The sequence below is a fragment of the Halosubterraneus shenae genome (assembly GCF_050510935.1).
Lineage (GTDB): Archaea > Halobacteriota > Halobacteria > Halobacteriales > Haloferacaceae > JBDGPU01.
In genome coordinates this window covers 1-23591 of the sequence record NZ_JBNLVO010000001.1, presented here as the reverse complement: position 1 = coordinate 23591, position 23591 = coordinate 1, and the positions used below count along the sequence as shown (strand labels likewise).

General features: G+C 67.6%; 16 protein-coding genes. 12 read left to right on the top strand and 4 right to left on the bottom strand.

All coding sequences use genetic code 11. The annotated features are described in order from the left end of the window. Window positions 1–88: 88 nt before the first annotated feature. On the bottom strand, window positions 89–1198 hold the full coding sequence (locus ACQE3M_RS00080; RefSeq protein ID WP_430503426.1) for an oxidoreductase: 1110 nt from the start codon (window positions 1196–1198) through the stop codon (window positions 89–91). A gap of 186 nt (window positions 1199–1384) precedes the next feature. On the opposite strand from ACQE3M_RS00080, the gene ACQE3M_RS00075 reads away from it, so the two are divergent. Both ACQE3M_RS00075 and ACQE3M_RS00070 read left to right on the top strand, forming a co-directional pair. Further along, window positions 1385–2383: an AI-2E family transporter gene (locus ACQE3M_RS00075; RefSeq protein WP_430503425.1), complete on the top strand. Its 999-nt coding sequence runs from the start codon at window positions 1385–1387 to the stop codon at window positions 2381–2383. Between the two features lie 79 nt (window positions 2384–2462). Continuing rightward, on the top strand, window positions 2463–5027 hold the full coding sequence (locus ACQE3M_RS00070) for a PKD domain-containing protein (RefSeq protein ID WP_430503424.1): 2565 nt from the start codon (window positions 2463–2465) through the stop codon (window positions 5025–5027). Between the two features lie 1086 nt (window positions 5028–6113). Here the strand turns inward: ACQE3M_RS00070 and ACQE3M_RS00065 are convergent. Beyond that, on the bottom strand, window positions 6114–6374 hold the full coding sequence (locus ACQE3M_RS00065) for a DUF7553 family protein (protein WP_430503423.1): 261 nt from the start codon (window positions 6372–6374) through the stop codon (window positions 6114–6116). Window positions 6375–6516: 142 nt separating this feature from the next. On the opposite strand from ACQE3M_RS00065, the gene uvrB reads away from it, so the two are divergent. Both uvrB and ACQE3M_RS00055 read left to right on the top strand, forming a co-directional pair. Next, entirely contained in the window at window positions 6517–8571 is a 2055-nt protein-coding gene (uvrB, locus tag ACQE3M_RS00060) for an excinuclease ABC subunit UvrB (RefSeq protein ID WP_430503422.1), read from the top strand. A gap of 87 nt (window positions 8572–8658) precedes the next feature. Continuing rightward, window positions 8659–9228: a hypothetical protein gene (locus ACQE3M_RS00055; protein ID WP_430503421.1), complete on the top strand. Its 570-nt coding sequence runs from the start codon at window positions 8659–8661 to the stop codon at window positions 9226–9228. A 98-nt stretch (window positions 9229–9326) separates the two neighbouring features. On the opposite strand, the gene ACQE3M_RS00050 is transcribed toward ACQE3M_RS00055, so the two are convergent. Continuing rightward, on the bottom strand, window positions 9327–10553 hold the full coding sequence (locus ACQE3M_RS00050) for an SPFH domain-containing protein (RefSeq protein WP_430503420.1): 1227 nt from the start codon (window positions 10551–10553) through the stop codon (window positions 9327–9329). An 88-nt stretch (window positions 10554–10641) separates the two neighbouring features. On the opposite strand from ACQE3M_RS00050, the gene ACQE3M_RS00045 reads away from it, so the two are divergent. The 7 genes from ACQE3M_RS00045 to ACQE3M_RS00015 all read left to right on the top strand — a co-directional run bounded on the left by ACQE3M_RS00045 (window position 10642) and on the right by ACQE3M_RS00015 (window position 20983). Continuing rightward, on the top strand, window positions 10642–10890 hold the full coding sequence (locus ACQE3M_RS00045) for a DUF7561 family protein (protein ID WP_430503419.1): 249 nt from the start codon (window positions 10642–10644) through the stop codon (window positions 10888–10890). Window positions 10891–10951: 61 nt separating this feature from the next. Then, entirely contained in the window at window positions 10952–11104 is a 153-nt protein-coding gene (locus tag ACQE3M_RS00040) for a hypothetical protein (protein WP_430503418.1), read from the top strand. 122 nt (window positions 11105–11226) lie between these two features. Then, window positions 11227–13134, top strand: coding sequence for a helicase C-terminal domain-containing protein (locus ACQE3M_RS00035; RefSeq protein ID WP_430503417.1), 1908 nt, complete (start codon window positions 11227–11229; stop codon window positions 13132–13134). Window positions 13135–13493: 359 nt separating this feature from the next. Then, window positions 13494–13688: a DUF7317 family protein gene (locus ACQE3M_RS00030; RefSeq protein ID WP_430503416.1), complete on the top strand. Its 195-nt coding sequence runs from the start codon at window positions 13494–13496 to the stop codon at window positions 13686–13688. A 351-nt stretch (window positions 13689–14039) separates the two neighbouring features. After that, entirely contained in the window at window positions 14040–15551 is a 1512-nt protein-coding gene (pheS, locus tag ACQE3M_RS00025) for a phenylalanine--tRNA ligase subunit alpha (RefSeq protein ID WP_430503415.1), read from the top strand. Then, window positions 15551–17281, top strand: a complete 1731-nt coding sequence (gene pheT, locus ACQE3M_RS00020; protein WP_430503414.1) for a phenylalanine--tRNA ligase subunit beta — start codon at window positions 15551–15553, stop codon at window positions 17279–17281. Before pheS ends, pheT begins: the two co-directional genes overlap by 1 nt. Before the next feature lie 1080 nt (window positions 17282–18361). Further along, complete coding sequence (locus ACQE3M_RS00015; protein ID WP_430503413.1) at window positions 18362–20983, top strand: valine--tRNA ligase; 2622 nt, start codon at window positions 18362–18364, stop codon at window positions 20981–20983. A 115-nt stretch (window positions 20984–21098) separates the two neighbouring features. Here ACQE3M_RS00015 and ACQE3M_RS00010 read toward each other — a convergent pair whose 3' ends face one another. Beyond that, complete coding sequence (locus ACQE3M_RS00010; protein WP_430503412.1) at window positions 21099–22169, bottom strand: quinone-dependent dihydroorotate dehydrogenase; 1071 nt, start codon at window positions 22167–22169, stop codon at window positions 21099–21101. 373 nt (window positions 22170–22542) lie between these two features. Between ACQE3M_RS00010 and ACQE3M_RS00005 the strand changes: the two genes are divergently transcribed. After that, complete coding sequence (locus ACQE3M_RS00005; RefSeq protein WP_430503411.1) at window positions 22543–22851, top strand: non-histone chromosomal MC1 family protein; 309 nt, start codon at window positions 22543–22545, stop codon at window positions 22849–22851. Window positions 22852–23591: the final 740 nt, after the last annotated feature.

Sequence of the window (23591 nt, the reverse complement as noted above, 5' to 3'; positions counted from 1 at the left end):
ACCCAGTGGTATAAAACGACGGCGCATAGTTGCGACTGCGTGGGTGGATCACACGGGTTTAAAAGACGTCCGCGAACGCGAGGGGTGTCTAGTCGTCGGCCGGCGTCGCCGACGGCGCTTCGCTCTCGTCGATCTCGGCGGTGGGGAGCAGCGTCGCCTCGAAGTCGAACTCGTCGAGGGGCTCGTCGCGGGCGACGCGGTTCGGCCAGTCGGGGTTCGCGAGGGCGGGCGTCGCCTGCGCGACGAGGTCCGCGCCGGCCGCGATGGCGTCGCGCGCGTCCTCGGGGGCGCCGAGGGAGCCGTTGGCGATCACCGGCGCGTCGGCGTGCTCGGCGGCCAGCTCCGTCAGGGTCGGCCCCTCGTCACCGATGGCGGGCGTCCGGACGTCCGGCTCGGTAACGTGGACGTAGTCGGCACCGGCGTCGGTGAGCGCGCCGAAGACGGTCTCGGCCTGCGCCTCGTCGGCCCACTCGTGTGCGTCGTCGTTGACCTTCGTCTGGGAGGCGCGGACGCCGACGACGAAGTCCGCGGGCGTGGCCTCGACGACCGCCTCGACGACCTCGGCCGGGAAGCGGACGCGGTTCTCGACGCTCCCGCCGTACGCGTCGTCGCGCTCGTTCGTGTAGTCGGTGAGGAACTGGTCGAGCAGGTAGCCGTTCGCGCCATGGACCTCGACGCCGTCGAAGCCGGCGTCGACGGCGCGCTCGGCGGCCGCGACGAACGCCGCCCGGATCTCGTCGAGCTCGTCGGCGTCGAGCGCGTGCGGCGTCGGGAACTCGCCCTCGCCGCCGTAGATGGGCAGCTGCTCGCCCTTCGGGGGCACCGCGGAGGGGGCGACGGTCTCGTCCTCGTACCGGTTGCCCTGCGAGAGCGCGCCGGCGTGCATCAGCTGGGCGAGCACCGCGCTCCCCTCGTCGTGGACCGCGTCGACGACCGGCTCCCACGAGGCCGCCTGGGCGTCCGTCGCCAGCCCGGGCTGGTTGTCGTAGCCCTGGCTGTGGGCCGTGTCGGGGTGGACGCCCTCGGTGACCAGCAGCGAGAAGCCGCCGCGGGCGAACTTCGCGTAGTAGTCGCGCATCTGTGCGGTGGCGTGGCCGTCGGCCGTGGCGCTGGTCCGCGTCATCGGGGCCAGCGCGAGCCGGTTGTCGAGGTGGAGGTCGTCGACGGTGACGTCGTCGAAAAGCGGGTCGGATGCCATTACCGGTCCTTCGGGTGGCGGAGGGAAAGGTGATGCTCGGCTATGTACGCGCCGTGCACAAATTATATGCTACCAGGGTTCGCGGTACCGGGGTTTGCGGTACCACGACCCGCGGCATTACGGGTTGCGCCCGCCGCCCGCAACGCCGACGGACCCTTTTAAGCCATCGGGCTACGGGAACCCCGTATGGTCGAACGACAGCGAGTGCTCAGTGCGCTGCTGGTCCTGCTCGTGCTGCTCGCGCTCGCGCTGCTGTGGGAAGTCGCCGCGACGGTCTTCTTCGCGCTGACGGTCGCGTACGTGCTGGCGCCGGTCCGGCGGCAGCTCCGGCGGCGCGGGGCGTCGCAGCGAGTCGCCTCCCTGACGGCGACGTTCGCGGGCTTCGTCGGGACGCTCGCGGTGTTCTCGCCCGTCGGTGCGCTGCTGTTCCTGCGCCTGGACGACTTCGTCGCGTTCCTCCGGGGCATGCCGGACGAGGTGACGATCACCGTCCGGGAGTTCTCGACGACGGTCGTCACGGCGGACCTGATCGGTCGCGGCGTGGACCTGCTGGCGGCGACCGCGCGGTCCGTCGGCGGTGCGATGCCGGTCCTGTTGATCAAGCTCGGGCTGTTCGTCTTCGTCGTCTACGGGCTCCTGTACTACGAGTCCCGCACGCGCCAGGCCACGATGGGGCTGGTCCCGCCCGCGTACCGCGACGTCGCCGACTCGCTGCACGTCCGCGCGCGACAGACGCTCTACGGGATCTACGTGGTCCAGGCGGCGACGGCGATCGCGACAGTGGTCATCGCCATCCCCGTCTTCGTCGCGTTCGGGTACCCGTCGCCGTTCAGTCTGGCTGCGGTCGCCGGCGTCCTCCAGTTCATTCCCGTGCTCGGCCCGATCGTGCTGATCCTCGGGCTCGTCGCCTACCACCTCCTGCTCGGAGAGGTCGCGCTCGCCGTCGCGCTGTTCTTCGTCGGTGGGTTCCTCATCGCGTGGGCGCCCGATCTATTCATCCGTCCCCGGCTCGCCGCCGAGACGGCGCAGATCCCGGCGACGCTCTACTTCATCGGCTTCGTCGGCGGCGTCCTCACGGTCGGGACGATCGGCGTCATCGTCGGCCCGCTCGTCATCGCCGTCACCGCCGAGGTCGCCGACCAGCTCGCGGAGGAGTTCAACGCGGTTCCGGTCCGCGAGGAATAGGCGGCCGCCATCACTTTTTTGAGCTCATTGGGGGCGCTGGCCACCGATTATATCCGGAAATCTCGAGTCAATTTACTGTATGAGAACGAAACATCCGGGGCGGTTGCTAACAAAGGCATTCGCGGTGACGATGGTCGTTGCGGTGGTGGTGAGCGTCGCCAGCGCCGGTGCGTTGGGCGCGGCGGGCAGCCCCGAGGGCGTGTCGGCACTCGACAGTAGTTCGACCGAGTTCTCGTCGATGACGACGACGGATTCGGAGTCGAAGAACGTCTCGTTCGCGTATGTGGATGGCGGGAGCAGTAGTGACTACGTGACTGTCGTCTATGAGGATGGGACGGAAGCGCAGACGGACGTCTCTGCCAAGCTCGTTGGCCATGTGTCCGACATCGACGACGACGGGGTGATGGAGGTCCCGTTCGTGAACAGTAATCAGGAGCTCGGCATCGTCGAGGCTGAGGCGAATGCCCCAGGAACGATTCTCGTAAAGAACGCCAGCTACGATAACTCACACATTGCGGTGGGAGACCTGAACGGCAACGGTGAAGAGCGGATCTTCTACACGGAAACGAGCACAAACCAGCATATTAACGCGGTCAACGCGAGCGGGAGCGTTGAAACGGTGATGTCCGACGAGTCGACTGTCGGTGTGATCGGCATCGCCGATTTCACCAATGATGGAAATACGGAGCTTGTCTTCATCGGCGAAGCGTCCGAGGAGATCAAGTATTACGATGGCAACAGCGTCACCTCGACCGAAGTCCCGGTTGCGCAGAACAACGGACTTGGTGTCGGTTCGCCTGCCGATTTCGACGGTGACGGGACGCTTCGTGTGCCGTTCGTGGACGGGTCCCAGAACCTCAAATTGACTTACGCCGATGGTACTGTCACGAAACTAACCGGCGGGGCCAATAAGCGACCGGTCGCCGCTGCTGACTGGGTCGGAGACGATCAACTCGAAGTCCTCTACTCAAGCAGTGGCAACGGAGAATACGTCAAACTCGATGGGACGACGGGATCCGTCAATGCTGATGGAAACCAGATCAACGTCCAACAGAACGCCGGTATCGCCAAAAGCGACGCCGCGCCGCCGTTCGAAGTTCGGAACTTCACCCTGGAGAACGCGACGGGCGAAAGCATCACCGTCTCGTTCGAGTCGGCGGTCCAGCTCCAGGAGATCGGCGTCTCGGTCGATGACCCGGACGGGAACACGCATTCGCTCAGCCGGGGCGACTTCAGCGAATCCGAGACGAGCGACGGCTGGTACAACTACACGGCGACCTTCGATGCCAAGCTCGACGGCCAGTACAACGGGACGCTCGACACCGTGGTCTCCGACCGCGGAACCGAGCTTCACCCCAAACTGACCGACTCGACGTCCGTCTCGACGGCGGCGCCGAACGTGCACAACCTCCGAGTGATCGGCGAGGACGGCGATAGCTACGCCAACGACGGCGAAACGGTGAACATCACCGTCGATATTCAGGGCAACGCCGACAGCGTCACTGCGGACGCCTCCGCGATCGGCGGCCCGTCGACCGTTGACCTGACCAACGTCAGCGGCGAGACGTGGACCAAGGAGGTGGCGGTCAACGCGAGCGGGATCAGCGACGGCGAGAAGGAGATCCCGGTCACGGCGGACGACGGCTCGGGTAACACCGATACCGAGGTCGTCACGATGACGCTCGACACTACGGCACCGGACGCCTCGAGCATCACCGTCGACTCCGCGACCGCGGGCGAGTCGGCGACATTCAGCGTCTCGGACGCCGACAGCCCCATCGAGAGCGCGCAGTGGGACTTCGGCGACGGCACGTCCGCCTCGGGCGCCACCGTCACCCATACCTACGACTCGGCCGGCACGTACAACGTCACGCTGACCGCGACAGACGCGGCCGGGAACACCCTGCAGACGACGTTCACGGTCGACGTCGCGGAGGCCAGTACGGACTACGACGAGGGACCGAACGACCCCGACGACGAGCCCGAGCTGCCGGCGAACGTGGCCGAGCGCCACTACACCATCGTCGACGGCGCGGCCACCGTGGAGCTCCCCGGCGGCGACGTCGACACCGTCGCCTTCGAGAACGCGCAGGCGGACGGCTTCGTCATCGTCGACCGGCTCGAGGGCTTCCCGGGGAGCATTCAGCGTCCGGACGCGGTCGACTCCGGCGAGGTGCTGGACCTGTACGACGTCTCCGTCCCGGACGAGAACACCGACGACGCCGCGACGATCGAGTTCGTGTTCGACGCGAGCCGGCTCGGCGACGCCACGACCGACGACGTCGTGGTCTGGCACTACGACGGCTCCGGGTGGACCGCGCTCGACACCTCGGCCACCGTCACGGGCGACGCCCTCGTGGTCGAAGCCGAGACGGACGGCTTCTCGGTGTTCGCCGTGACCACCAGCGGCATGCCGACGACGGAGACGCCGACGGCGACGCCAACCGAGACGGCGACGCCCACCGAGACAGCCACTGAAACCGCGACGGAGACGGCGACCCCGACCGAGACGGCCGCGGAGGGCACCGTTGCCGGCGAGCGTGCCGAGCCCGGGTCCGGCCTCCCGACCGTCGAGATCGTCGGCGCCGTGCTGCTGGTCGCACTCCTGACCGCGACGGTTGTTGTGGCGCGACGCAGGGAGTAGCGCTCTTATTTTTAAGTGATAGGAGTTTTTGGTCGGTCGGTAAGTTTTCTCGTTGGCGACATTTGTTCCTGATATCCCGCGGCTACTCATTTTAACTGCTTTAAGTGGTACAAACGCTACTCCGCTTGACGGCATCGCAGGTTCATCGAGAGCCCTCGGCCGCTCTTCATTGATTGGTTTAAATAGGTGACACGGTCGTGCTCTCGTCAGCACCGCCAACGCCCAGAAAGCCCTCGCCCGCTCGCGGTCGCTCCGCGACATATCCGCGCTCTCAGCACAGCCCGCGCGGATAGGGGTCGTCGGAGCGACTCCGTTTCACCGCGACCGGCCATCGCCCTTTCAGTCCGCCAGGACAGCACCGCACAGCAATCGCCACCGCGACAGCTCCGCACCGCGACAGCTCCGCACCGCAACCGCACTCCTCAGCCCTCCCCAGCCTCGGTCGGGGCGCGCCGGCACCGCAACGCATCGGCGCGCCCCGCCCTCCCTCGCACGCGTTGCTCGCGCGCGCCGACCGCCGCCGCACCGCTTGCCGGCCCGCCGGCGAGCGACGGCTGCGAACCAGCCGCCGCGAGCGACGCTCCGGCCACCACTCCCGGGCGGGACTGAAAGGGGCAGCCGCTGAGCGGGACGCCCTGCGACGTAGCGACGCGAGAGCCTCGCTCTCGCTAGTCTGAGGCTTCGCCTCAGGCACCGCAACCCCGGCGAGCGAACGGAGTGAGCGAGCCGGGTGAGGAGCGCAGCGAGCAGCGCGACCGCCTCAGCGGCTGGGGCTTTCTACGTGTGCTGAGTGGTCTTAACAGCGACGCTGACCGTATTTATTTATAAGCGCGAGCGCTCAGCGGCTGGGGCTTTCTGGGTATGCCGAGTGGTGTCGCTGCCGACGTTAGACGGCCTTATTTATAAGATCGACCGGTCAGCGAGGGGATTACCGGGCATGCCGAGAGGTGTCGCTGGCGACGATGGTCGAGTTCACTTATAAGTTCGACCGATCAACGATCGAAACTCCCCGAGTACACCAGGTGGCGTCGCTGGCGAGGATAGCTATTTAAAAACGCGAAACCGGATCGACGCGGAATCCCCGCCTCAGTCTTCCAGGAACGACTCGATCTTCTCGCGCGCGGACTCCACCAGCTCGCCGACCTCCTCGCTCAGGCTTTCCTCCTCCCGAAGGTCGGCGAGCGCGGCGTGGTGACGACGCAGCGTGTCCGAGTCGGGCTCGGCCGTCCGCGCCTCCTCGGAGATGCGCCGCGCGTGTTCGCGGAGCTTCTGCTCGTGCGTGCCGCGGACCACGTCGCTCGCTTCGTGCACGTCTTCGCCGGCGTCGGCGAGTACGGTATGCTCCATACGTCGGGATTCTCCTGGCTACAGAATATGGATTGGGGCCGAGTGCCACGGCGGACCCCCTGTCGCCATCGCCGTCGCCGCAGCCGGCCGGGACCGCCCCGAACGCGCCGCTCAAGTGTCTGCGACGACAAGGACTGGCAACGTGAGCGACGCCGATTCCCCGCTGTCCGAGGACCGACCCACGGCCGACCAGCCGCTCCGGGTCGACGCGCCGTTCGACCCCGCCGGGGACCAGCCCCACGCCATCGAGCAACTCGTCGAGGGCTTCGAGTCCGGCGCCGACAAGCAGACGCTGCTGGGCGTCACCGGCTCGGGGAAGACGAACACCGTCTCCTGGGTCGCCGAGGAGCTGGACCAGCCGACGCTCGTGCTGGCCCACAACAAGACGCTCGCGGCGCAGCTTTACGAGGAGCTCCGGGAGCTGTTCCCGGACAACGCCGTCGAGTACTTCGTCTCGTACTACGACTACTACCAGCCGGAGGCGTACGTCGAGCAGACGGACACGTTCATCGACAAGGAGATGTCGATCAACGAGGAGATCGACCGCCTGCGCCACTCGGCGACGCGGTCGCTCCTCACCCGCGACGACGTCATCGTCGTCGCCTCCGTCTCGGCCATCTACGGGCTGGGTGACCCGGGCAACTACCGCGAGATGGCGATGGAGCTCGAGGTCGGCCAGGAGATCACCCGCGACGAGCTGCTCGCGAAGCTGGTCGACCTGAACTACGAGCGCAACGACGTGGACTTCACGCAGGGCACGTTCCGCGTGCGCGGCGACACCATCGAGATCTACCCGATGTACGGTCGGTACGCGGTCCGCGTCGAGATGTGGGGGTCGGAGATCGACCGCATCCTGAAGGTCGACCCGATGCAGGGCGAGGTCCAGTCCACGGAGCCGGGCACGATGATCCACCCGGCGGAGCACTACTCGATCCCCGAGGAGCAGCTGGAGACCGCCATCGCCGAGATCGAGGAGCTGCGTGACGAGCGCGTGCAGTACTTCGAGCGGCAGGGCGACATGGTCGCCGCCCAGCGCATCGACGAGCGGACGACCTTCGACATAGAGATGCTCCGGGAGGCCGGCTACTGTTCCGGCATCGAGAACTACTCCGTCCACATGGACGACCGGGACCAGGGCGACCCGCCGTACACCCTGCTCGACTACTTCCCGGACGACTTCCTCACCGTCATCGACGAGTCCCACCAGACGATCCCCCAGATCAAAGGGCAGTACGAGGGCGACAAGTCCCGGAAGGACTCGCTCGTCGAGAACGGCTTCCGGCTCCCGACTGCCTACGACAACCGCCCGCTCACCTTCGAGGAGTTCGAGGAGAAGACGGACCGGACGCTGTACGTCTCCGCGACGCCGAGCGAGTACGAGCGCGAGGCGTCCGCGCAGGTGGTCGAGCAGATCGTCCGGCCGACCTACCTCGTCGACCCCGAGGTCGAGGTCGCGGACGCGACGGGGCAGGTCGACGACCTGATGGACCGCATCGACGAGCGCATCGAGCGCGACGAGCGCACGCTCGTCACGACGCTGACGAAGCGCATGGCCGAGGACCTCACGGAGTATCTGGAGGAGTCCGGCGTCGAGGTCGCGTACATGCACGACGAGACGGACACCCTCGAGCGCCACGAGATCATCCGGGACCTCCGGCTCGGCAACATCGACGTGCTCGTCGGCATCAACCTCCTGCGCGAGGGGCTGGACATCCCCGAGGTGAGCCTCGTGGCCATCCTCGACGCCGACCAGGAGGGCTTCCTCCGCTCGGAGACGACGCTCGTCCAGACGATGGGCCGGGCGGCCCGCAACGTCGAGGGCGAGGTCGTGCTCTACGCCGACGAGGTCACCGACTCGATGCAGGCCGCCATCGACGAGACGAACCGGCGCCGGACAATCCAGCGGGAGTTCAACGAGGAGCACGGCCACGAGCCGACGACCATCGACAAGCCGGTCGGCGAGACCAACCTTCCCGGCTCGAAGACCGACACCTCGGGCGTCTCCGTCGGCGACGTCGAGAGCGAGGAGGGCGCCCGCGAGCAGATCGACCAGCTCGAGGACCGCATGGACGAGGCCGCCGCGAACCTCGAGTTCGAGCTCGCCGCCGACATCCGCGACCGCATCGCGGAGCTGCGGCAGGCGTTCGAGATCGACGACGGCGACGAGGGCGTGCCGGCGCCCGACCCCGAGCGGTAGCGAGGCCAGTGCAACCTTTTAAATGGGCGACAGGGATCCCGGCGCTGTCCTGCAGTTCTTAAGTAGCTGACCGGCGTTCGGCCGAGTATGTTCGGGCTACGCCGTCGGGCGATCGGTGGACTCTTTCTCGCTATCGGCGCCGGCTGTCTGGTCGCACCGCTCCTGTTCGGCAACCGTTTCGTGCCGACCGTCCCGCAGCTGGCCGACCCCGCGAGCCTGATCGCGGTCGTGCCGCCGTCGCTGGCGGGCGCCGGCGCGGTCCTCGTCGTCGCCGGCGTCGCGGCGCTCCGGAACCGGCGACCCGATGCTCGCGGGGCGTTCGCCGCACCCGTGCTCGGTGCGCTCGTCGCCGCGGCGGCCGTGCTCGTCGCCGTTTCGACCGAGACGACGACCGCGCGGGCGACGGTCGAGTGGGTGCTCTCCGTCCCGCCCGCCCTGCAGTTCGCCGTCGGTGGCGTCCTGGCCGGCGGCGGGGTCGCGCCGGTGACGCTCGGCGCCGTCGCCGACGACGTCCCCGCACTCCTCGCGGGCGCGGTCCTGGTCCTCGCCGCCGTTTCCGGGTCGCCGGCGCCGATGTTCGTCGTCCTCGCCGCGCTCGGTGGCGTTCTCGCGGTCGCCATCGCCTGGGTCGTCGACGCCGACGGCTGGCATCCCTGAGCGCGAATCGAACGTAGCTCACTTCGGGGTCCGCCGACTTTTGTTTAAAAGGGAAAACGACCGGCCTGGTGCTGGTTTTAAATACTCTCCCGCGAGGATCAGCGGTCCGCGAACTCGACGTCGGGCTCGCCCTCGCCGTCGGCGTCGACGTCGTCGAACGTTACCGCCTCGCCGGTCGAGAGGTCCGAGTCCGCCTGGTCGACGAGCTCCTCCAGCGACGCGCTGATGTCCTCTAAGCCGAGCATTTCTTTCGTCTCCTCGTCGAACGCGAGCGATTCGAGCCCCTCGCCGTCGCCGGCGACGTCCGATCCCGAGAGGTGCTTCCCGTAGCGGCCGACGAGGCTGGTCAGCTCCTGCGGGAGGACGAACGTCGTCGACTCGCCCTGGCCGATGGCCGAGAGCGTGTCCATGCCGCGCTCGATGACGGCGCGCTCGCCCATCGACTCCGCGGACTTCGCGCGCAGCACCGTGGCGATGGCGTCGCCCTGCGCCTCGAGGATCTGGCTCTGCTTCTCGCCCTGCGCGGTGATGATCGCGGCCGACTTCTCGCCCTCGGCGGATTCGACGGCGGAGCGGCGCTCGCCCTGCGCCTCGAGGATCATGGCGCGGCGGTGGCGCTCGGCGGAGGACTGCTGCTCCATCGCGTTCTTGACGTCCGCGGAGGGGCTCACCTCGCGGACCTCGACGGCCTCGACGCGGATCCCCCACTGGTCGGTGGCCTCGTCGAGCTCGTCGTGGATCCGCTCGTTGATCTCCTCGCGGCGGGCGAGCGTGTCGTCGAGCTCCATGTCGCCGAGGACGGCGCGGAGCGTCGTCTGCGCGAGGTTCGAGACCGCCTTCTCGTAGTCGTCGACCTCGAGAAACGCGCGCTTGGCGTCCATCACGCGAACGTACACGACGGCGTCGGCCGTCACCGGCGAGTTGTCGCGAGTGATCGCCTCCTGCTGGGGCACGTCCAGCGTGCGGGTGCGCATGTCGAACGCGTACGTCCGGGAGACGAACGGCGGAATGAGGTGGAGGCCCGGCTCCAGGAGCGTTCGGTACTCGCCGAAGACGGTCAGCGCCTCCTTCTCGTACGCCTCGACGATGTCGACCGCGCTCGCGACGGTGACGGCGGCGGCGACGAGCGCGAGGACGCCGAGGCCGGCGAGGAGACTGCGACTCAGGAGGGCGACGCCGACGAACACGGCCGCCGCGAGGGCGACGTACTGGAGGAGTGCGTCGGGGACCGGGCCGTCGGCCCCGTCGGAAACGAGTCCGGACCCGTCCGTCGTGCGTGCCGAGCGTCGGCCGAGTTGACGGGCGATCCGGCGGAGGACGTTCATACGGGAGCGTGGGCCTCTCCCCTGTTAACTGTTCACCCGGGTGGCGCGCGACGGCATGGCTTAACCGCCGCCGGCGTCAAGGGTCGGTATGGCAACCGAGCCGTGCGAGGTCTGTGGGACGAAGGTCCGGATCGCCGGCGGGATCGGCGACCTGTGGAGCTTCGCGTTCGAGTCCACGCAGGGCATGACCCTGGAGCTCACCGACGGCTCCGAGTTCTTCCTCTGTTTCGACTGTATGGAGCGCCTCCCGGGCGACGGCGAGCCGACCGCCGAGGACGTCGAGCACCTGCAAGACCTCGCCGCGAAAGAGGACCTGCCGCCCGTCGACGACGACTAAAACGGACCGGAACGTGTTCGGGATAATTCGCAGGTGAGCGCGGCGCCTACCTCGGTCCGACATGTCGTTCCTGACGCACACGACCGGCGACGTCGACGACGCGGCGTTCGGGCGGCAGCTGGCCGTCATCGGGCTGGCCTGGCTGTCGCTGTTCGTCGTCGCGACCTGGCTGCTGGTGACCTACGGCCACGTTGCCACCGGCCTGCTGTTCTGAGGGGGTGGCTTGTTCGGCCGGCGACGGTCCCGCACCGGCCCGGCTTGCACCCCCGATTCCGGACCGCGTTTTTCGACCGCGAGTTCCGACAGCTTTAGCTCCGCGCAGGGCGACGACCGCCTGTGGACCCCGACCGGATCCTCCCGGAGTTCCCCGCCCCCAGCTACCGCGGCGCCCAGGAGCAGGCGCTGCGGGACATCCGGGACGCGTACGCCGACGGCAACGACGTCGTCCTCGTCCGCGCGCCCACGGGCAGCGGCAAGTCCCTCCTCGCCCGCGCCGTGATGGGCGCGGCCCGCGAGGCGGGCGAGGCCGACCCGCACGAGCCGACGGGCGCGTACTACACGACGCCGCAGGTCTCCCAGCTCGACGACGTCGCCGGCGACGACCTGCTGGAAGACCTCAACGTGATCCGCGGGAAGTCGAACTACGCATGCATCCTCCCGGGCGAGCAGGACACGCCCGTCGACCAGGCGCCCTGCGTCCGCGAGCGCGGCTACGACTGCTCGGTCAAACACCGCTGCCCGTACTTCTCCGACCGGGCGATCGCCTCCTCGCGACGCCACGCCGCCATGACGCTCGCGTACTTCATGCAGACCGCCGGCTCCGAGGTGTTCCGCCAGCGCGACGTCGTCGTCATCGACGAGGCGCACGGGCTCGCGGAGTGGGCGGAGATGTACGCCACCATCGAGCTGTCGCCCTCGCGGGTGCCCATCTGGGACGACGTGAAGGTGCCCGACGTCGAGGTCGACGCCGGCGACCACGAGGACGCGCTCGACCGGACCGCCCGGTTCGTCGAGCAGCTCCGCGACCACTGCGAGGCCGCCAAGGACGAACTGATCGGCCAGGCCGAGCTCAGCCAGGACGAGGTCCAGCGCCGGGACCGCCTCCAGGAGCTCATCGGCGAGCTCGGCTGGTTCCTCGAGGATTACCGCGACCACGAGAGCCGGACGACGTGGGTCGTCGACCAGCCCGACGGCGCGAACGCGGCGCTGACGATCAAGCCGCTCGACCCCGCGAAGTACCTCAAGCACACCGTCTGGGACCGGGGGCAGAAGTTTGCACTGCTGTCGGCGACGATCCTCTCGAAGGAGGCGTTCTGCCGCGGCGTCGGGCTCGACCCCGACGACGTCGCCCTCGTCGACGTCGAGCACACCTTCCCCCTCGAACACCGCCGCCTGTACGACGTGACCCAGGGGAAGATGACCTACGAGCACCGCGACGAGACGATCCCGAAGATCGCCCGGCTCATCGTCCGGCTGATGGCCGAACACCCCGACGAGAAGGGGCTGATCCACGCGCACTCGTACGCCATCGCCGACCAGCTCGTCGAGACGCTGGGCGAGCTCGGCGTCGCCGCACGGCTCCGGCATCACACCTCCGCGAACCGCGACGCGGAGCTGGAGACGTGGAAGGCGAGCGACGACCCCGAGGTGTTCGTCTCCGTGAAGATGGAGGAGGCGCTCGACCTCGACGGCGACCTCTGTCGCTGGCAGGTGATCTGCAAGGCGCCGTACCTCAACACGAACGACTCCCGGGTCGCCCGCCGGCTGGAGGAGGGCCAGTGGGCCTGGTACCACCGCGCCGCGCTCCGGACGGTGATCCAGGCCTGCGGCCGGGTCGTGCGCGCCCCCGACGACTACGGCGCGACGTACCTCGCCGACGACTCCCTGCTCGACCTCTTCGACCGCGCCGAGGCCGACACGCCGCCGTGGTTCACGAATCAGGTCGAGGCCATGACGACGCCGACGCTGCCCGACTTCGACCCGTCGGCCGCGCTCGCCGGCATCGACGCGGAGCCGTCCGGGCCGTCGGGTGCCGGGCGGCGGTCGGTCGGCGGTGGGTCCGGTAGTCGGTCCGGCTCCGGCACCGGGAGCGCGTCGTCAACTGGCGGGGGGTCCGGGTCTTCAGCGGGCAGCTCCGCGAACTCGACGACTGGCAGCTCCGGTGGCTCGCCGAAGACGCGCTCGGAGCGCGACGCCGAGAAGCGCGAGGACCATCCGCTCTCGGACGTCTGGGGCGACGGGTAGGTGGGTGCCGATCCGCCAGCCGGCTTTTAAAAGCAGTCGCTACGGCGTCCAACGCTCGGAAAACGGCGGGTGGGGAGTTGCGGCCGCCGGCGCTACAGGACGGTCACGCCCCACGCGACCATGGAACTCACCATGAGGAACGCGAAGAACAGGGCGAATATCTTGTCTCGGTCCATAGCCACCGTTGACGCGGCATCGCTATAGTTCTGCTGCACTGCGGCCGCCGCCGTCGTCGCCGGATTCCTTTTATCGGGGGCAGCCCGGCCGTGATCTTCTTCGTGACCTTATATCGTATTAGGTGTGTAATCACCTACTAACGATGGGGAACATTCATATCCCTCCACAGTGCATGAACGTTCATGACGAACCACGGACTGACGAGCGCGCTGACACGCTATCGGGCCCGGAACCTGACGCTGTCGCAGGCGGCGGCGCAGGCCGGCGTGAGCGAGTCGGCGTTCGTCGACCAGCTCGAGTGCCGCGGCATCACGGTCGACGAGACCGAGATGGAACGCGCGCTCGGCGCCGACGCGTCCTCCGCGAGCGCGGACTGACTCCGTCTCCCGAGTTCCGGTGACCCGGGTCGCCCGGGTCTCGAGGAGACGCCGCCCGCGACCCCTTCATGCCGGGGTTTCGACTCGATAGCAGGCCGACGTAAACTATTTTTAAGAGCTCGCTCAAGTCCGGGTATGGCACTCGGACTCGCCACGACGAGCATCGCTCGCGAACGCGACAGCGACGGGTCCGAGTTCTTCTTTGGCGCCTGAGACGCGCGGTGGAGCCGGCTCGCGGGCAGGAGCCGGTGAAACCGGGCGGGGTGACTCGACGGCCAGCCACGCGGCCGTCCGCGACTCGTGCCGGAAGGGATAACTGTCGACCGGACGCGTATTCACGCAACTCAATATATGCGACTCAAGGAAACCCAGCTCGCGGTGTTAGACGCCGCGAGCGCGAACGATCCGAAGACGATAGAAGACCTGTCGGCCGTCCTCGACAAGAAGGCCGAGACCGTCACGCGGGCCGCCTTCGACCTGCACGACGCCGGCCTCGTCAGTATCGACGAGGAGACGACCGTCACCGTCGAGGTGACCGAGGAGGGCCGCGAGTACGTCGACAACGACCTCCCCGAAGCGCGCCTCTACTGGGCCGCGCTCGAGATGGGTGCCACCGAGGAGCCCGTCGACATGGGCGACCTCATCGCCGACACTGACGTCGCGGGGCCCGAGGTCGACATCGCGCTCTCGAACTTCGCGCGGAAGGACTACGGCACCATCGAGGCCGGCGAGGTGACCGCGAACCCCGACGTCGACCCGGACCACGACCCCGAGCGCGTCGCGCTGGAGGAACTCCTCCACGGCGAGGGCGACGCCGACGTCGACCCCGAGGTCGTCGACCAGCTCGAACGCCGCGGGCTCGTCGAGACCCACGAGGCCGCCACGCGCCACGTGACGCTCTCCGAGGAGGGCGTCACGGCGCTGATGGAGGGCGTCGAGGCGGCCGAGACCGTCGATCGCGTCACGCCCGAGCTCCTCACGAGCGGCGAGTGGGCGGACGTCGAGTTCACCGACTACAACGTCGAGGCCGACGCGCCCGACGTCGAGGGCGGCCGGAAGCACATCCTCCGGCAGACCGCCGACCGCGTCAAGGACGTCCTCGTCGGCATGGGCTTCAAGGAGATGGAGGGCCCCCACGCCGACTCCGAGTTCTGGATCAACGACACGCTGTTCATGCCCCAGGACCACCCGGCGCGGACCCACTGGGACCAGTTCGGGCTCGACGTGCCGCCGATGGACGACATCCCCCAGCAGCTCCTCGACCGCGTCGAGGAAGCCCACCGCGAGGGCTGGGGCGAGGAGGGCGATGGCTACCACTCGCCGTGGACCGAGGACGTCGCCCGCGAGATCGACCTCCGCGGGCACACGACCTCGCTGTCGATGCGGCACCTCTCCGGCTACGCCGGCGCCGACGTCGAGCCGCCGCAGCGCTACTTCTCCGTCGAGAAAGTGTACCGCAACGACACGCTGGACCCGACGCACCTCCTGGAGTTCTTCCAGATCGAGGGATGGGTGATGGCCGAGGACCTCTCCGTCCGCGACCTGATGGGGACGTTCGAGGAGTTCTATCGGCAGTTCGGGATCACCGACATCCAGTTCAAACCGCACTACAACCCCTACACGGAACCGTCGTTCGAACTGTTCGGCCGCCATCCCGAGACGGACGAGCTCATCGAGATCGGCAACTCGGGGATGTTCCGCGAGGAGGTGCTGGGCCCGCTCGGCATCGAGTGCGACGTGATGGCCTGGGGCCTCGCCTTAGAACGACTGCTCATGCTCATGTACGGCTTCGACGACGTCCGCGACGTGCACGGAACGCTCTGTGACCTTGAACTCCTGCGGGAGACGGAGGTGGTTCGCTAATGCCCGTCGTCGACGTCGACCCCGACGAGCTCCGCGAGCTCACCGGCCACGACAAGGACGTCGATGAGTTCAAGGAGGACCTCTTCTCGCTCGGCCTCGAGTACGAGGGCGAGACCGAGGACGGCGAGCTCCAGCTCGAGTTCGCCCCGGACCGCCTCGACCGGCTCTCGGTCGAGGGGATCGCGCGCAGCCTTCGCTACCACTACGGCGACGCCCGCGGCGTCCACGTCCCCGGCACCAACGACCCCGAGTGGACCATCCACGTCGACGAGTCGGTGCCGGACGAGCGCCCGTACGTCACCGGCGCCGTGATCCGCGGCGTCGACCTCGACGAGGACGCGCTCGAATCGATCATCCAGCTCCAGGAGAAGCTCCACGCGACGATGGGCCGCAAGCGCGCGAAGGGCGCCATCGGCATCCACGACCTCGCGATGGTGAAGGGCACCGCCATCGAGGAGGAGGGCACCCACACCGTCGACTACCGCGGTATCGAACCGGACGGCGACACGTTCGTTCCCCTCGATTCCGACGCGGAGCTGACCCCCGCGGAGACGCTCGAGGCGCACGAGACCGGTCGCGAGTACGCCGACCTCGTCGCCGACTACGAGCGCTACCCGGCCATCTACGACGAGCTCGGGCTCTTCTCGTTCCCGCCCGTCATTAACGGGAAGCGGACCGAGGTCGACACCGGCTCCCGCGAGCTGCTGGTCGAGATGACCGGCACGGACCAGTGGACGATCGACCACATGCTCAACATCGTCTGCTACGCGTTCGCCGCCCGCGGCGCGACCATCGAGGAGGTCGAGGTCGAGTACGCGGACGGCGCGACGGCGCCCGAGGGCGGCCGGGAGCTGATTCGGCCCGACCTCTCGACCAACGAAAAATCGGTCTCGCACGACCGCATCGAGACGATGCTCGGCGTCGAGTTCGAGACCGAGGAAGTCGTCGACCTGTTCGAGCGCTCCGGCCTCGACGCCACCTACTCGCTCGGTGAGGACGTCGTCTACGACGTGGAGATCCCGCCGTACCGCGTCGACGTGCTCCACCCGTACGACCTCGTCGACGACGTCGGCCGCGCGTACGGCTTCAACGAGCTGGAGCCGACGTACCCGGACATCGGCACGGTCGGCGGCCGCCACGAGCGCTCCCGGCTGGAGGACGCGGTCCGGACCAGCCTTGTCGGCCTCGGCTTCGAGGACCTGCTGAACTTCCATATGATCAGCGGGCCGGAGAACTACGACCGGCTCAACGTCGAGCCCGGCACGGACGTCGTCGGGGGCGGTGAGCCCGTGGAGATCACGGAGCCGTACAGCGAGGACTACACCCAGCTCCGCACCTGGGCGCTCTCCTCGCTCATGCTCGTCTTAGAGCGCAACACCCACCGCGCGTACCCGCAGGACCTCGCGGAGATCGGCCTCGCGGCCGAGTACGACGAGTCCGAGAACACGAACGTCGCGGAGCACCGGACCGTCGCCGGCGTCCTCGCGCGCAATGACGCCTCCTACGAGGACGCGAAGGCCCGCCTGCAGGCGGTCTGTGAGGACTTCGACGTGGAGCTGGAGACGCCGGCGACCGAGCACCCGACGTTCATCGACGGCCGGACGGCCGAGGTCGTCATCGATGGGGATTCGGTTGGGGTTATTGGGGAAATCCACCCGAGCGTGCTCGTCGAGCACGACCTCGAACTGCCGGTTTCCGGCTTCGAGTTCCGGCTGGACGCGTTAGAATAGGCTCCGTATCGGTCCGCGATTTTTGGTTTCGCGGTCGGGAACAGCGTGGTTTGGCGGTTGTGTTTATAAAGAGGATGCTCAGATGCAGACGCTGCTACACTCGTCAGCACCGCAGACACCGGGAAAGCCCTCGACCGCTCGCGATGCGTAGGCTTGTCCAGGTAATACGGGCTTGCTTTTGACAGCACTGCAAACACTCAGAAAGCCCTCGGCCGCTCGCGGTCGCTCCGCGACATATCTGAACCTCTCCGCACCGCCCGGTTCAGATAGGGGTCGGCTCAGCGACTCCCCGTTGGCGCGACCGGCCGTCGCCCTTTCAGTCCGCCAGGACCGCGACAGCGACGGTAGCGCATCGCGACCGCCCCGCAACCGCACCAGCACCGCGACCGCACAGCAACCGCAAGCCTCGGCCCTCCCCAGCCTCGGCCGGGGCGCGCCGGCCACGCCTCGGAAGACGGTCCGGGCTGCCTGCAGTAGCGGGCTGCCGGGCTGCGACTTCCGGCCCTCCGTTCGCTTCGCTCACGGAGACACCGCCGCGGCGCGCCACCGGCCTCCCTCGCACGCGTTGCTCGCGCGCGCCGACCGTCCCGCACCACCGCCGGAAAACCGGCGAACGACGACCGTCGACAAACCGCCGCAATCGCCCCCCAACAACCACTCGGGGCGGGACTGAAAGGGGCAGCCGGCGAGCGGGACGCCCTGCGAAGTAAGCACCAAGCCAGCGAACGAGCGAAGCGAGCGAGCTGGCGAGGCGCGCAGCGAGCAGCGCGACCGCTCGCCGGCTGGGGCTTTCGAGGTGTGCCGAGTGGTGTTGCCCGCGATGATAGCCGAGTTTATTTATAAGTGCGACCGCTCGCCGGCTGGGGCTTTCTGGGCATGCTGAGTGGTGTCGCCCGCGACGATGGCCGAATACATTTATAAATGCACCCGTTCAGCAGCCGCGGAATCCACGACGTACTGGGAAGCGGCGCCGCCGACAACCAGAACGCCAGCCCCACCTACATATCCGAAATCCACAGAAAGCGCTCCCGGTAACCGAGCCGTTTAACAGGCGAGCCGTCGGAATCCATAGACGTAGCTATGCCCAGTGGAGATTACGACCCGGACGCTGCCGAGCGACACTGGCAGCAGGAATGGGTCGAGAACGAGACTTTTGCCTATCCAGAGGAAACGGCGGATCCTGACACTGCCTTCGCTATCGACACCCCGCCGCCGACGGTATCCGGGAGTCTCCACTGGGGCCACGTATACGGCTCTATCCTGCAGGACATCACGGCGCGGTTCCACCGGATGTCGGGCAGCGACGTGCTGTTCCCGTTCGGGTACGACGACAACGGCATCGCCTCCGAGCGCCTGACCGAGGACGAACTCGACATTCGCCACCAGGACTTCGAGCGCCGCGAGTTCCAGCAGAAGTGCCGCGAGGTCTGTCGGGAGTACGAGGCCGACTTCACCGAGAAGATGCAGGGCGTCGGCGTCTCCATCGACTGGAACAACACCTACCGCACCATCTCGCCGGAGGTCCAGCGCGTCTCGCAGCTCTCCTTCATCGACCTGTACGACCAGGGCCGCGAGTACCGCGAGGAAGCCCCGGCCATCTGGTGTCCGGACTGCGAGACGGCGATCTCGCAGGTGGAGACCGAGGACGCCGAGCAGGACTCCCACTTCAACGACATCGCCTTCGAGGTCGTCGGCGCGGAGTCCGACCCCGACCTCCCCGCGGAGTTCACCATCTCGACGACGCGGCCCGAACTCCTCCCGGCCTGCGTCGCCGTCTTCGTCCACCCGGACGACGACGAGAACCAGCACCTCGTGGGCGAGCAGGCCCGCGTCCCGCTCTTCGACCACGAGGTGCCGATCATCGCCGACGAGCGCGTCGACATGGAGACGGGCTCGGGCATCGTGATGTCGTGTACCTTCGGCGACCAGAACGACATCGAGTGGTACAAGGCGCACGACCTGGACCTGCGCGTCGCCATCGACGAGTCCGGGCACATGACCGACCTCGCCGGCAAGTACTCCGGGATGGAGGCGGCCTCGGAGGCCCGCGAGGCCATCGTCACGGACCTCGACGACGCCGGCGTGTTAGAGGACCGCTGGGCGATCGAGCACACCGTCAACGTCCACGAGCGCTGTGGCGTGGGCGTCGAGTTCCTCGTCACCGAGCAGTGGTACGTCGAGGTGCTGGACAAGACCGACGAGTACCTCGCGGCCGGCCGGGAGATGGAGTGGTTCCCGGACAAGATGTTCTCCCGGTACGAGCACTGGGTGGAGGGGCTCCAGTGGGACTGGTGTATCTCCCGCCAGCGCTCCTCCGGCATCCCGTTCCCGGTCTGGTACTGCACCGACTGTGGCGAGGAGGTCGTCGCCGACAAGGCCGACCTCCCGGTCGACCCGCTCTCGGACGACCCGCCGGTCGACGCCTGTCCGTCCTGCGGCCACGACGACTTCGAGCCGGAGGAGGACGTCTTCGACACCTGGGCCACCTCCTCGCTGACTCCCCTCATCAACGCCGGCTGGGACTGGGACGAGGAGGCCGAGGAGTTCACGATGGAGCGGCCGGAGATCTACCCGATGGACGTGCGCCCGCAGGGCCACGACATCATCTCCTTCTGGCTGTTCCACACGCTGATCAAGTGCTACGAGCACACCGGCGAGGTCCCGTTCGACCAGACGATGATCAACGGGATGGTGCTCGACGAGAACCGCGAGAAGATGTCGAAGTCGAAGGGGAACGTCGTCGCGCCCGACGAGGTGCTCGAGAAGTTCCCCGTCGACGCCGCGCGGTACTGGGCCGCGGGCTCCGCCATCGGCGACGACCTGCCGTACCAGGAGAAGGGGCTCCGGGCGGGCGAGAAGCTCATCCGGAAGCTATGGAACGCCTCGAAGCTCGTCGAGTCGCTCGCGCCGGAGCCGTACCCGGACGAGCCCGACGAGCTCCGCGAGATCGACCGCTGGCTCCTGGCCGAGCTCGACCGCGAGATCGAGACGATCTCGACGCAGCTGGAGAACCGCGAGTTCTCGAAGGCGCGGGACGGGCTCCGGTCGTTCTTCTGGGGCACGTTCTGTGACGATTACCTCGAGATTGCCAAACAGCGCGAGGACGCCTCGGCGCGGTACACGCTCCGGACGGCCCACCGCCGCTTCCTCAAGCTGTTCGCGCCGCTGCTCGCGCACGTCACCGAGGAGATCTGGCACCAGGACTACGGCGAGGAGTCGATCCACCTCACGGACTGGCCCGAACCGCTCGGCATCGAGGCCGACCACGACGCCGGCGCCACGGCGACGAGCGTCGTCGGCGTCCTACGGAAGTACAAGAGCGAGCACCAGCTCCCTCTCAACGCGACCATCGACGAGGTCGAGGTGTACGGCGACGTTCGCGGCTTCGAGGCCGACATCACCGGCGTGATGCACGTCGACGACCTCTCCGTTCACCCGGATGCGGAGGCCCCCGTCGAGACCGTCGTCTCCGGCATCGACCTGGACTACTCCACGGTCGGCCCGAAGTACGGCGGTGACGTACCCGACATCGAGGCCGGCATCGAGGCGGGCGACTACGATCTCGTCGACGACGAGCTCCACGTCGCGGGCCACGAGCTCGGCGCCGACGAGTTCACGGTCGAGCGCACCCGTGAGCTCCAGGGCGAGGGCGACCTGCTCGACGCCGAGGGCGTCGTCGTCATCGTGCGCAACGAGGAGTAGCTGCGTTCGCTACGTCGGATCGGTATCGCACGCGGCCAAGCGCGCTCGCGTGTCGCGCCCGTGCGTGGAAGGTCCTGTTTCTCTCCGCTTTGTTGGTCGCTCGCGACTCGTCCGGTCAGTCGCTGCTCTCCTCGAGGTCGGCGCCGACGGCGTCGGCGACGGAATCGAACCCGTCACGCTCGAGCAGCTCGAGCAGCCCCTCGTTGATGTCGCGGGCGACGTTCGGGCCCTCGTAGACGAGCCCGGTGTACAGCTGGACCAGCGAGGCGCCGGCGCGGATTTTCGCGTAAGCGCCCTCGGCGTCCGAGACGCCGCCGACGCCGACGACGGGCACGTCCGTGCGCTCGGCGATGAAGCGGACGAGGTCCGTCGCGGTCTCCTCGATGGGGTCGCCGGAGAGGCCGCCGCGTTCCGCCTGCTTCGGGCTCTGCAGGTCGTCGGGCCGCTCGGTCGTCGTATTGGTCGCGATGACGCCGTCGAGGTCGAGCTCGTCGACGACGTCGAGCGCCTCCTCGATGGCGGGTCGCGGGAGGTCCGGCGAGAACTTCACGAGCAGGGGGCTGGCGCCGGCGTCGGCGAGGGTGCCGAGGATCCCCTCCAGCGCCTCGCGGTTCTGGAGCGAGCGAAGCCCCGGCGTGTTCGGGCTGGAGACGTTGACGACGAAGTAGTCGCCCGCGTCCGCGACGCGCTCGTACGTGTACAGGTAGTCGTCGGGCGCCTCCTCCAGGGGCGTCGCCTTCGACTTCCCGATGTTGATGCCGACGGGCACGTCCGGCAGGGGTTCGCGGTCGAGGCGCTCGCCGACGCGGTCGGCGCCCTGGTTGTTGAATCCCATCCGGTTGATCAGCCCGCGGTCCTGCTTGAGACGGAACATGCGCGGGCGCGGGTTGCCCGCCTGTCCCTCGGCCGTGACGCCGCCGACCTCGACGTGGCCGAACCCGAGCGCGGCCAGCGCCCGCGGGACCTCCGCGTTCTTGTCGAAGCCGGCGGCGACGCCGACGGGGGTCGGGAACTCGAGGCCGAAGGCCTCGGTGGCGAGGCGGTCGTCGTCGACGACGTAGCGCTCCGCGAGGGCGGTCTGGATGGGTGTGCCCTGTGCGGCCCGGAGTGCCCGATGGGTGAGGTTGTGGGCGGTCTCCGGCGGGAGCGCGAACAGGGCCGGCTTCCACAGGTCGTAGGCGCTCATTGGCGAGTCGTCGTCGTGGACCCTCAAGAAACCGCCGACCGGCGGTCGGGCAGGCGGCCCCGTTGCGTGCGCGTCGCCGGCGAGGGGCTTTCGTCGCCGTCGCTCACGGTGGTCGCCCCGAACATCGATCTCGTCGACTCCGCCGCCGGGGGCGATCGCGTCCCGCTGACCGATCCGGTTCGGTCCCCGTTTCCAGCCGGTCCCGGACGCGCGCGAGTTTGAACCCGCCGTTTACCGGGCGATTTGCCGGTAGATCTCCCGACGAAATCGACCGCAGGCGAAGTCCCTTTAAAAAGAACCCTCGGAATATCACTCGATTCCCCGATATATTTATAACAGATTGTGTGCTGGGTTAGCACGGAGGTCGAAAATCATGGTACGTGAAGACGGTAAGCGAAACTTCGCACTTCGCGAGGACGGCGACGAAGAGAGCGTCTTTTCGGGCAACACTCCGCGACAGGCTGCGCTGAAGGCAGCCCGTCGACTCGATCCCGCGAGTTCGGAGGACGCTGCCGACAAGACGAAACTCAAGCTTCGCGAGAAAGGGACCGACAAGGTCCACATCTACGAGGGATGGGCATGGGAGGAGGAGGCCCCCGACAACAGCCCGGACTGGATGCCGGAGGAGATCACGGAAGCGAACGTCTCCAAGCAAGGCATCAAGCACCTCGAAGAGGAGTAATCTCGCGACGTTGATTCTGGCTTTTTCGACAGCCATAGAAATCACGAGTCACAACTCAACGTGCGCGGCTCTCGCCCGGTCCGACCGTGCGTGCCAGCGGGGGATGAGGGCCCGGCTCTCCGACCGCGTGATATCACGTTCTCGTGTGCTCGCTATCGTCCAATAGCGAACCGACCCATGTGAGTATGTTCGCATGAAACCGCGTGACGGGGAGCGGATAGAACGACGAGGTTAAGTAATTACCTGCCATTCGAATGAATGCGAAGGTCCCCGCGAGGGGACGACGGCCGTCCGCTTCGGCGGATGGTCGACGCGTGACGACGCCCTTAAGTGTAACAGGGCATTCGTCATGAAATGCGAAGGCCCGAGATAACTCGGGCACGTGAGGCCCTTCGGGGTTTTCACGAAACGCGTTCCGACGGCCTTATACATGGGTCGGACCTGGAACGTAATGCGAAGAACGCATCCGCGAACTCGGGCCGTTCAACTCGGCCTGGCTTCGCCGAACCGGCACGGTTTCCATGCCGGCGCCCACCAGGGTCTTACCCCCAGGCGGCGCTCGCCGGTTCAAAGACATGAGGATTCCGCCCCTGCGCTCCGGCGTACAGACGGGATCTGATGTGAGCCATGATGGTCCGGTGCCACCCGGTCGTTCTGGGTGCACCGGACACTTGGACCATGCAATGGTGATTCATTGACGTTACGTCAATCGAATCTCCGCCAAACCCCCTCCGTGCCGG

Coding starts and splice junctions, on each gene's coding strand:
- ACQE3M_RS00080 (WP_430503426.1), bottom strand. CDS start 1,198: ATGGCATCCGACCCGCTTTTCGACGACGTCACCGTCGACGACCTCCAC.
- ACQE3M_RS00075 (WP_430503425.1), top strand. CDS start 1,385: ATGGTCGAACGACAGCGAGTGCTCAGTGCGCTGCTGGTCCTGCTCGTG.
- ACQE3M_RS00070 (WP_430503424.1), top strand. CDS start 2,463: ATGAGAACGAAACATCCGGGGCGGTTGCTAACAAAGGCATTCGCGGTG.
- ACQE3M_RS00065 (WP_430503423.1), bottom strand. CDS start 6,374: ATGGAGCATACCGTACTCGCCGACGCCGGCGAAGACGTGCACGAAGCG.
- ACQE3M_RS00055 (WP_430503421.1), top strand. CDS start 8,659: ATGTTCGGGCTACGCCGTCGGGCGATCGGTGGACTCTTTCTCGCTATC.
- ACQE3M_RS00050 (WP_430503420.1), bottom strand. CDS start 10,553: ATGAACGTCCTCCGCCGGATCGCCCGTCAACTCGGCCGACGCTCGGCA.
- ACQE3M_RS00045 (WP_430503419.1), top strand. CDS start 10,642: ATGGCAACCGAGCCGTGCGAGGTCTGTGGGACGAAGGTCCGGATCGCC.
- ACQE3M_RS00040 (WP_430503418.1), top strand. CDS start 10,952: ATGTCGTTCCTGACGCACACGACCGGCGACGTCGACGACGCGGCGTTC.
- ACQE3M_RS00030 (WP_430503416.1), top strand. CDS start 13,494: ATGACGAACCACGGACTGACGAGCGCGCTGACACGCTATCGGGCCCGG.
- pheS (WP_430503415.1), top strand. CDS start 14,040: ATGCGACTCAAGGAAACCCAGCTCGCGGTGTTAGACGCCGCGAGCGCG.
- pheT (WP_430503414.1), top strand. CDS start 15,551: ATGCCCGTCGTCGACGTCGACCCCGACGAGCTCCGCGAGCTCACCGGC.
- ACQE3M_RS00015 (WP_430503413.1), top strand. CDS start 18,362: ATGCCCAGTGGAGATTACGACCCGGACGCTGCCGAGCGACACTGGCAG.
- ACQE3M_RS00010 (WP_430503412.1), bottom strand. CDS start 22,169: ATGAGCGCCTACGACCTGTGGAAGCCGGCCCTGTTCGCGCTCCCGCCG.
- ACQE3M_RS00005 (WP_430503411.1), top strand. CDS start 22,543: ATGGTACGTGAAGACGGTAAGCGAAACTTCGCACTTCGCGAGGACGGC.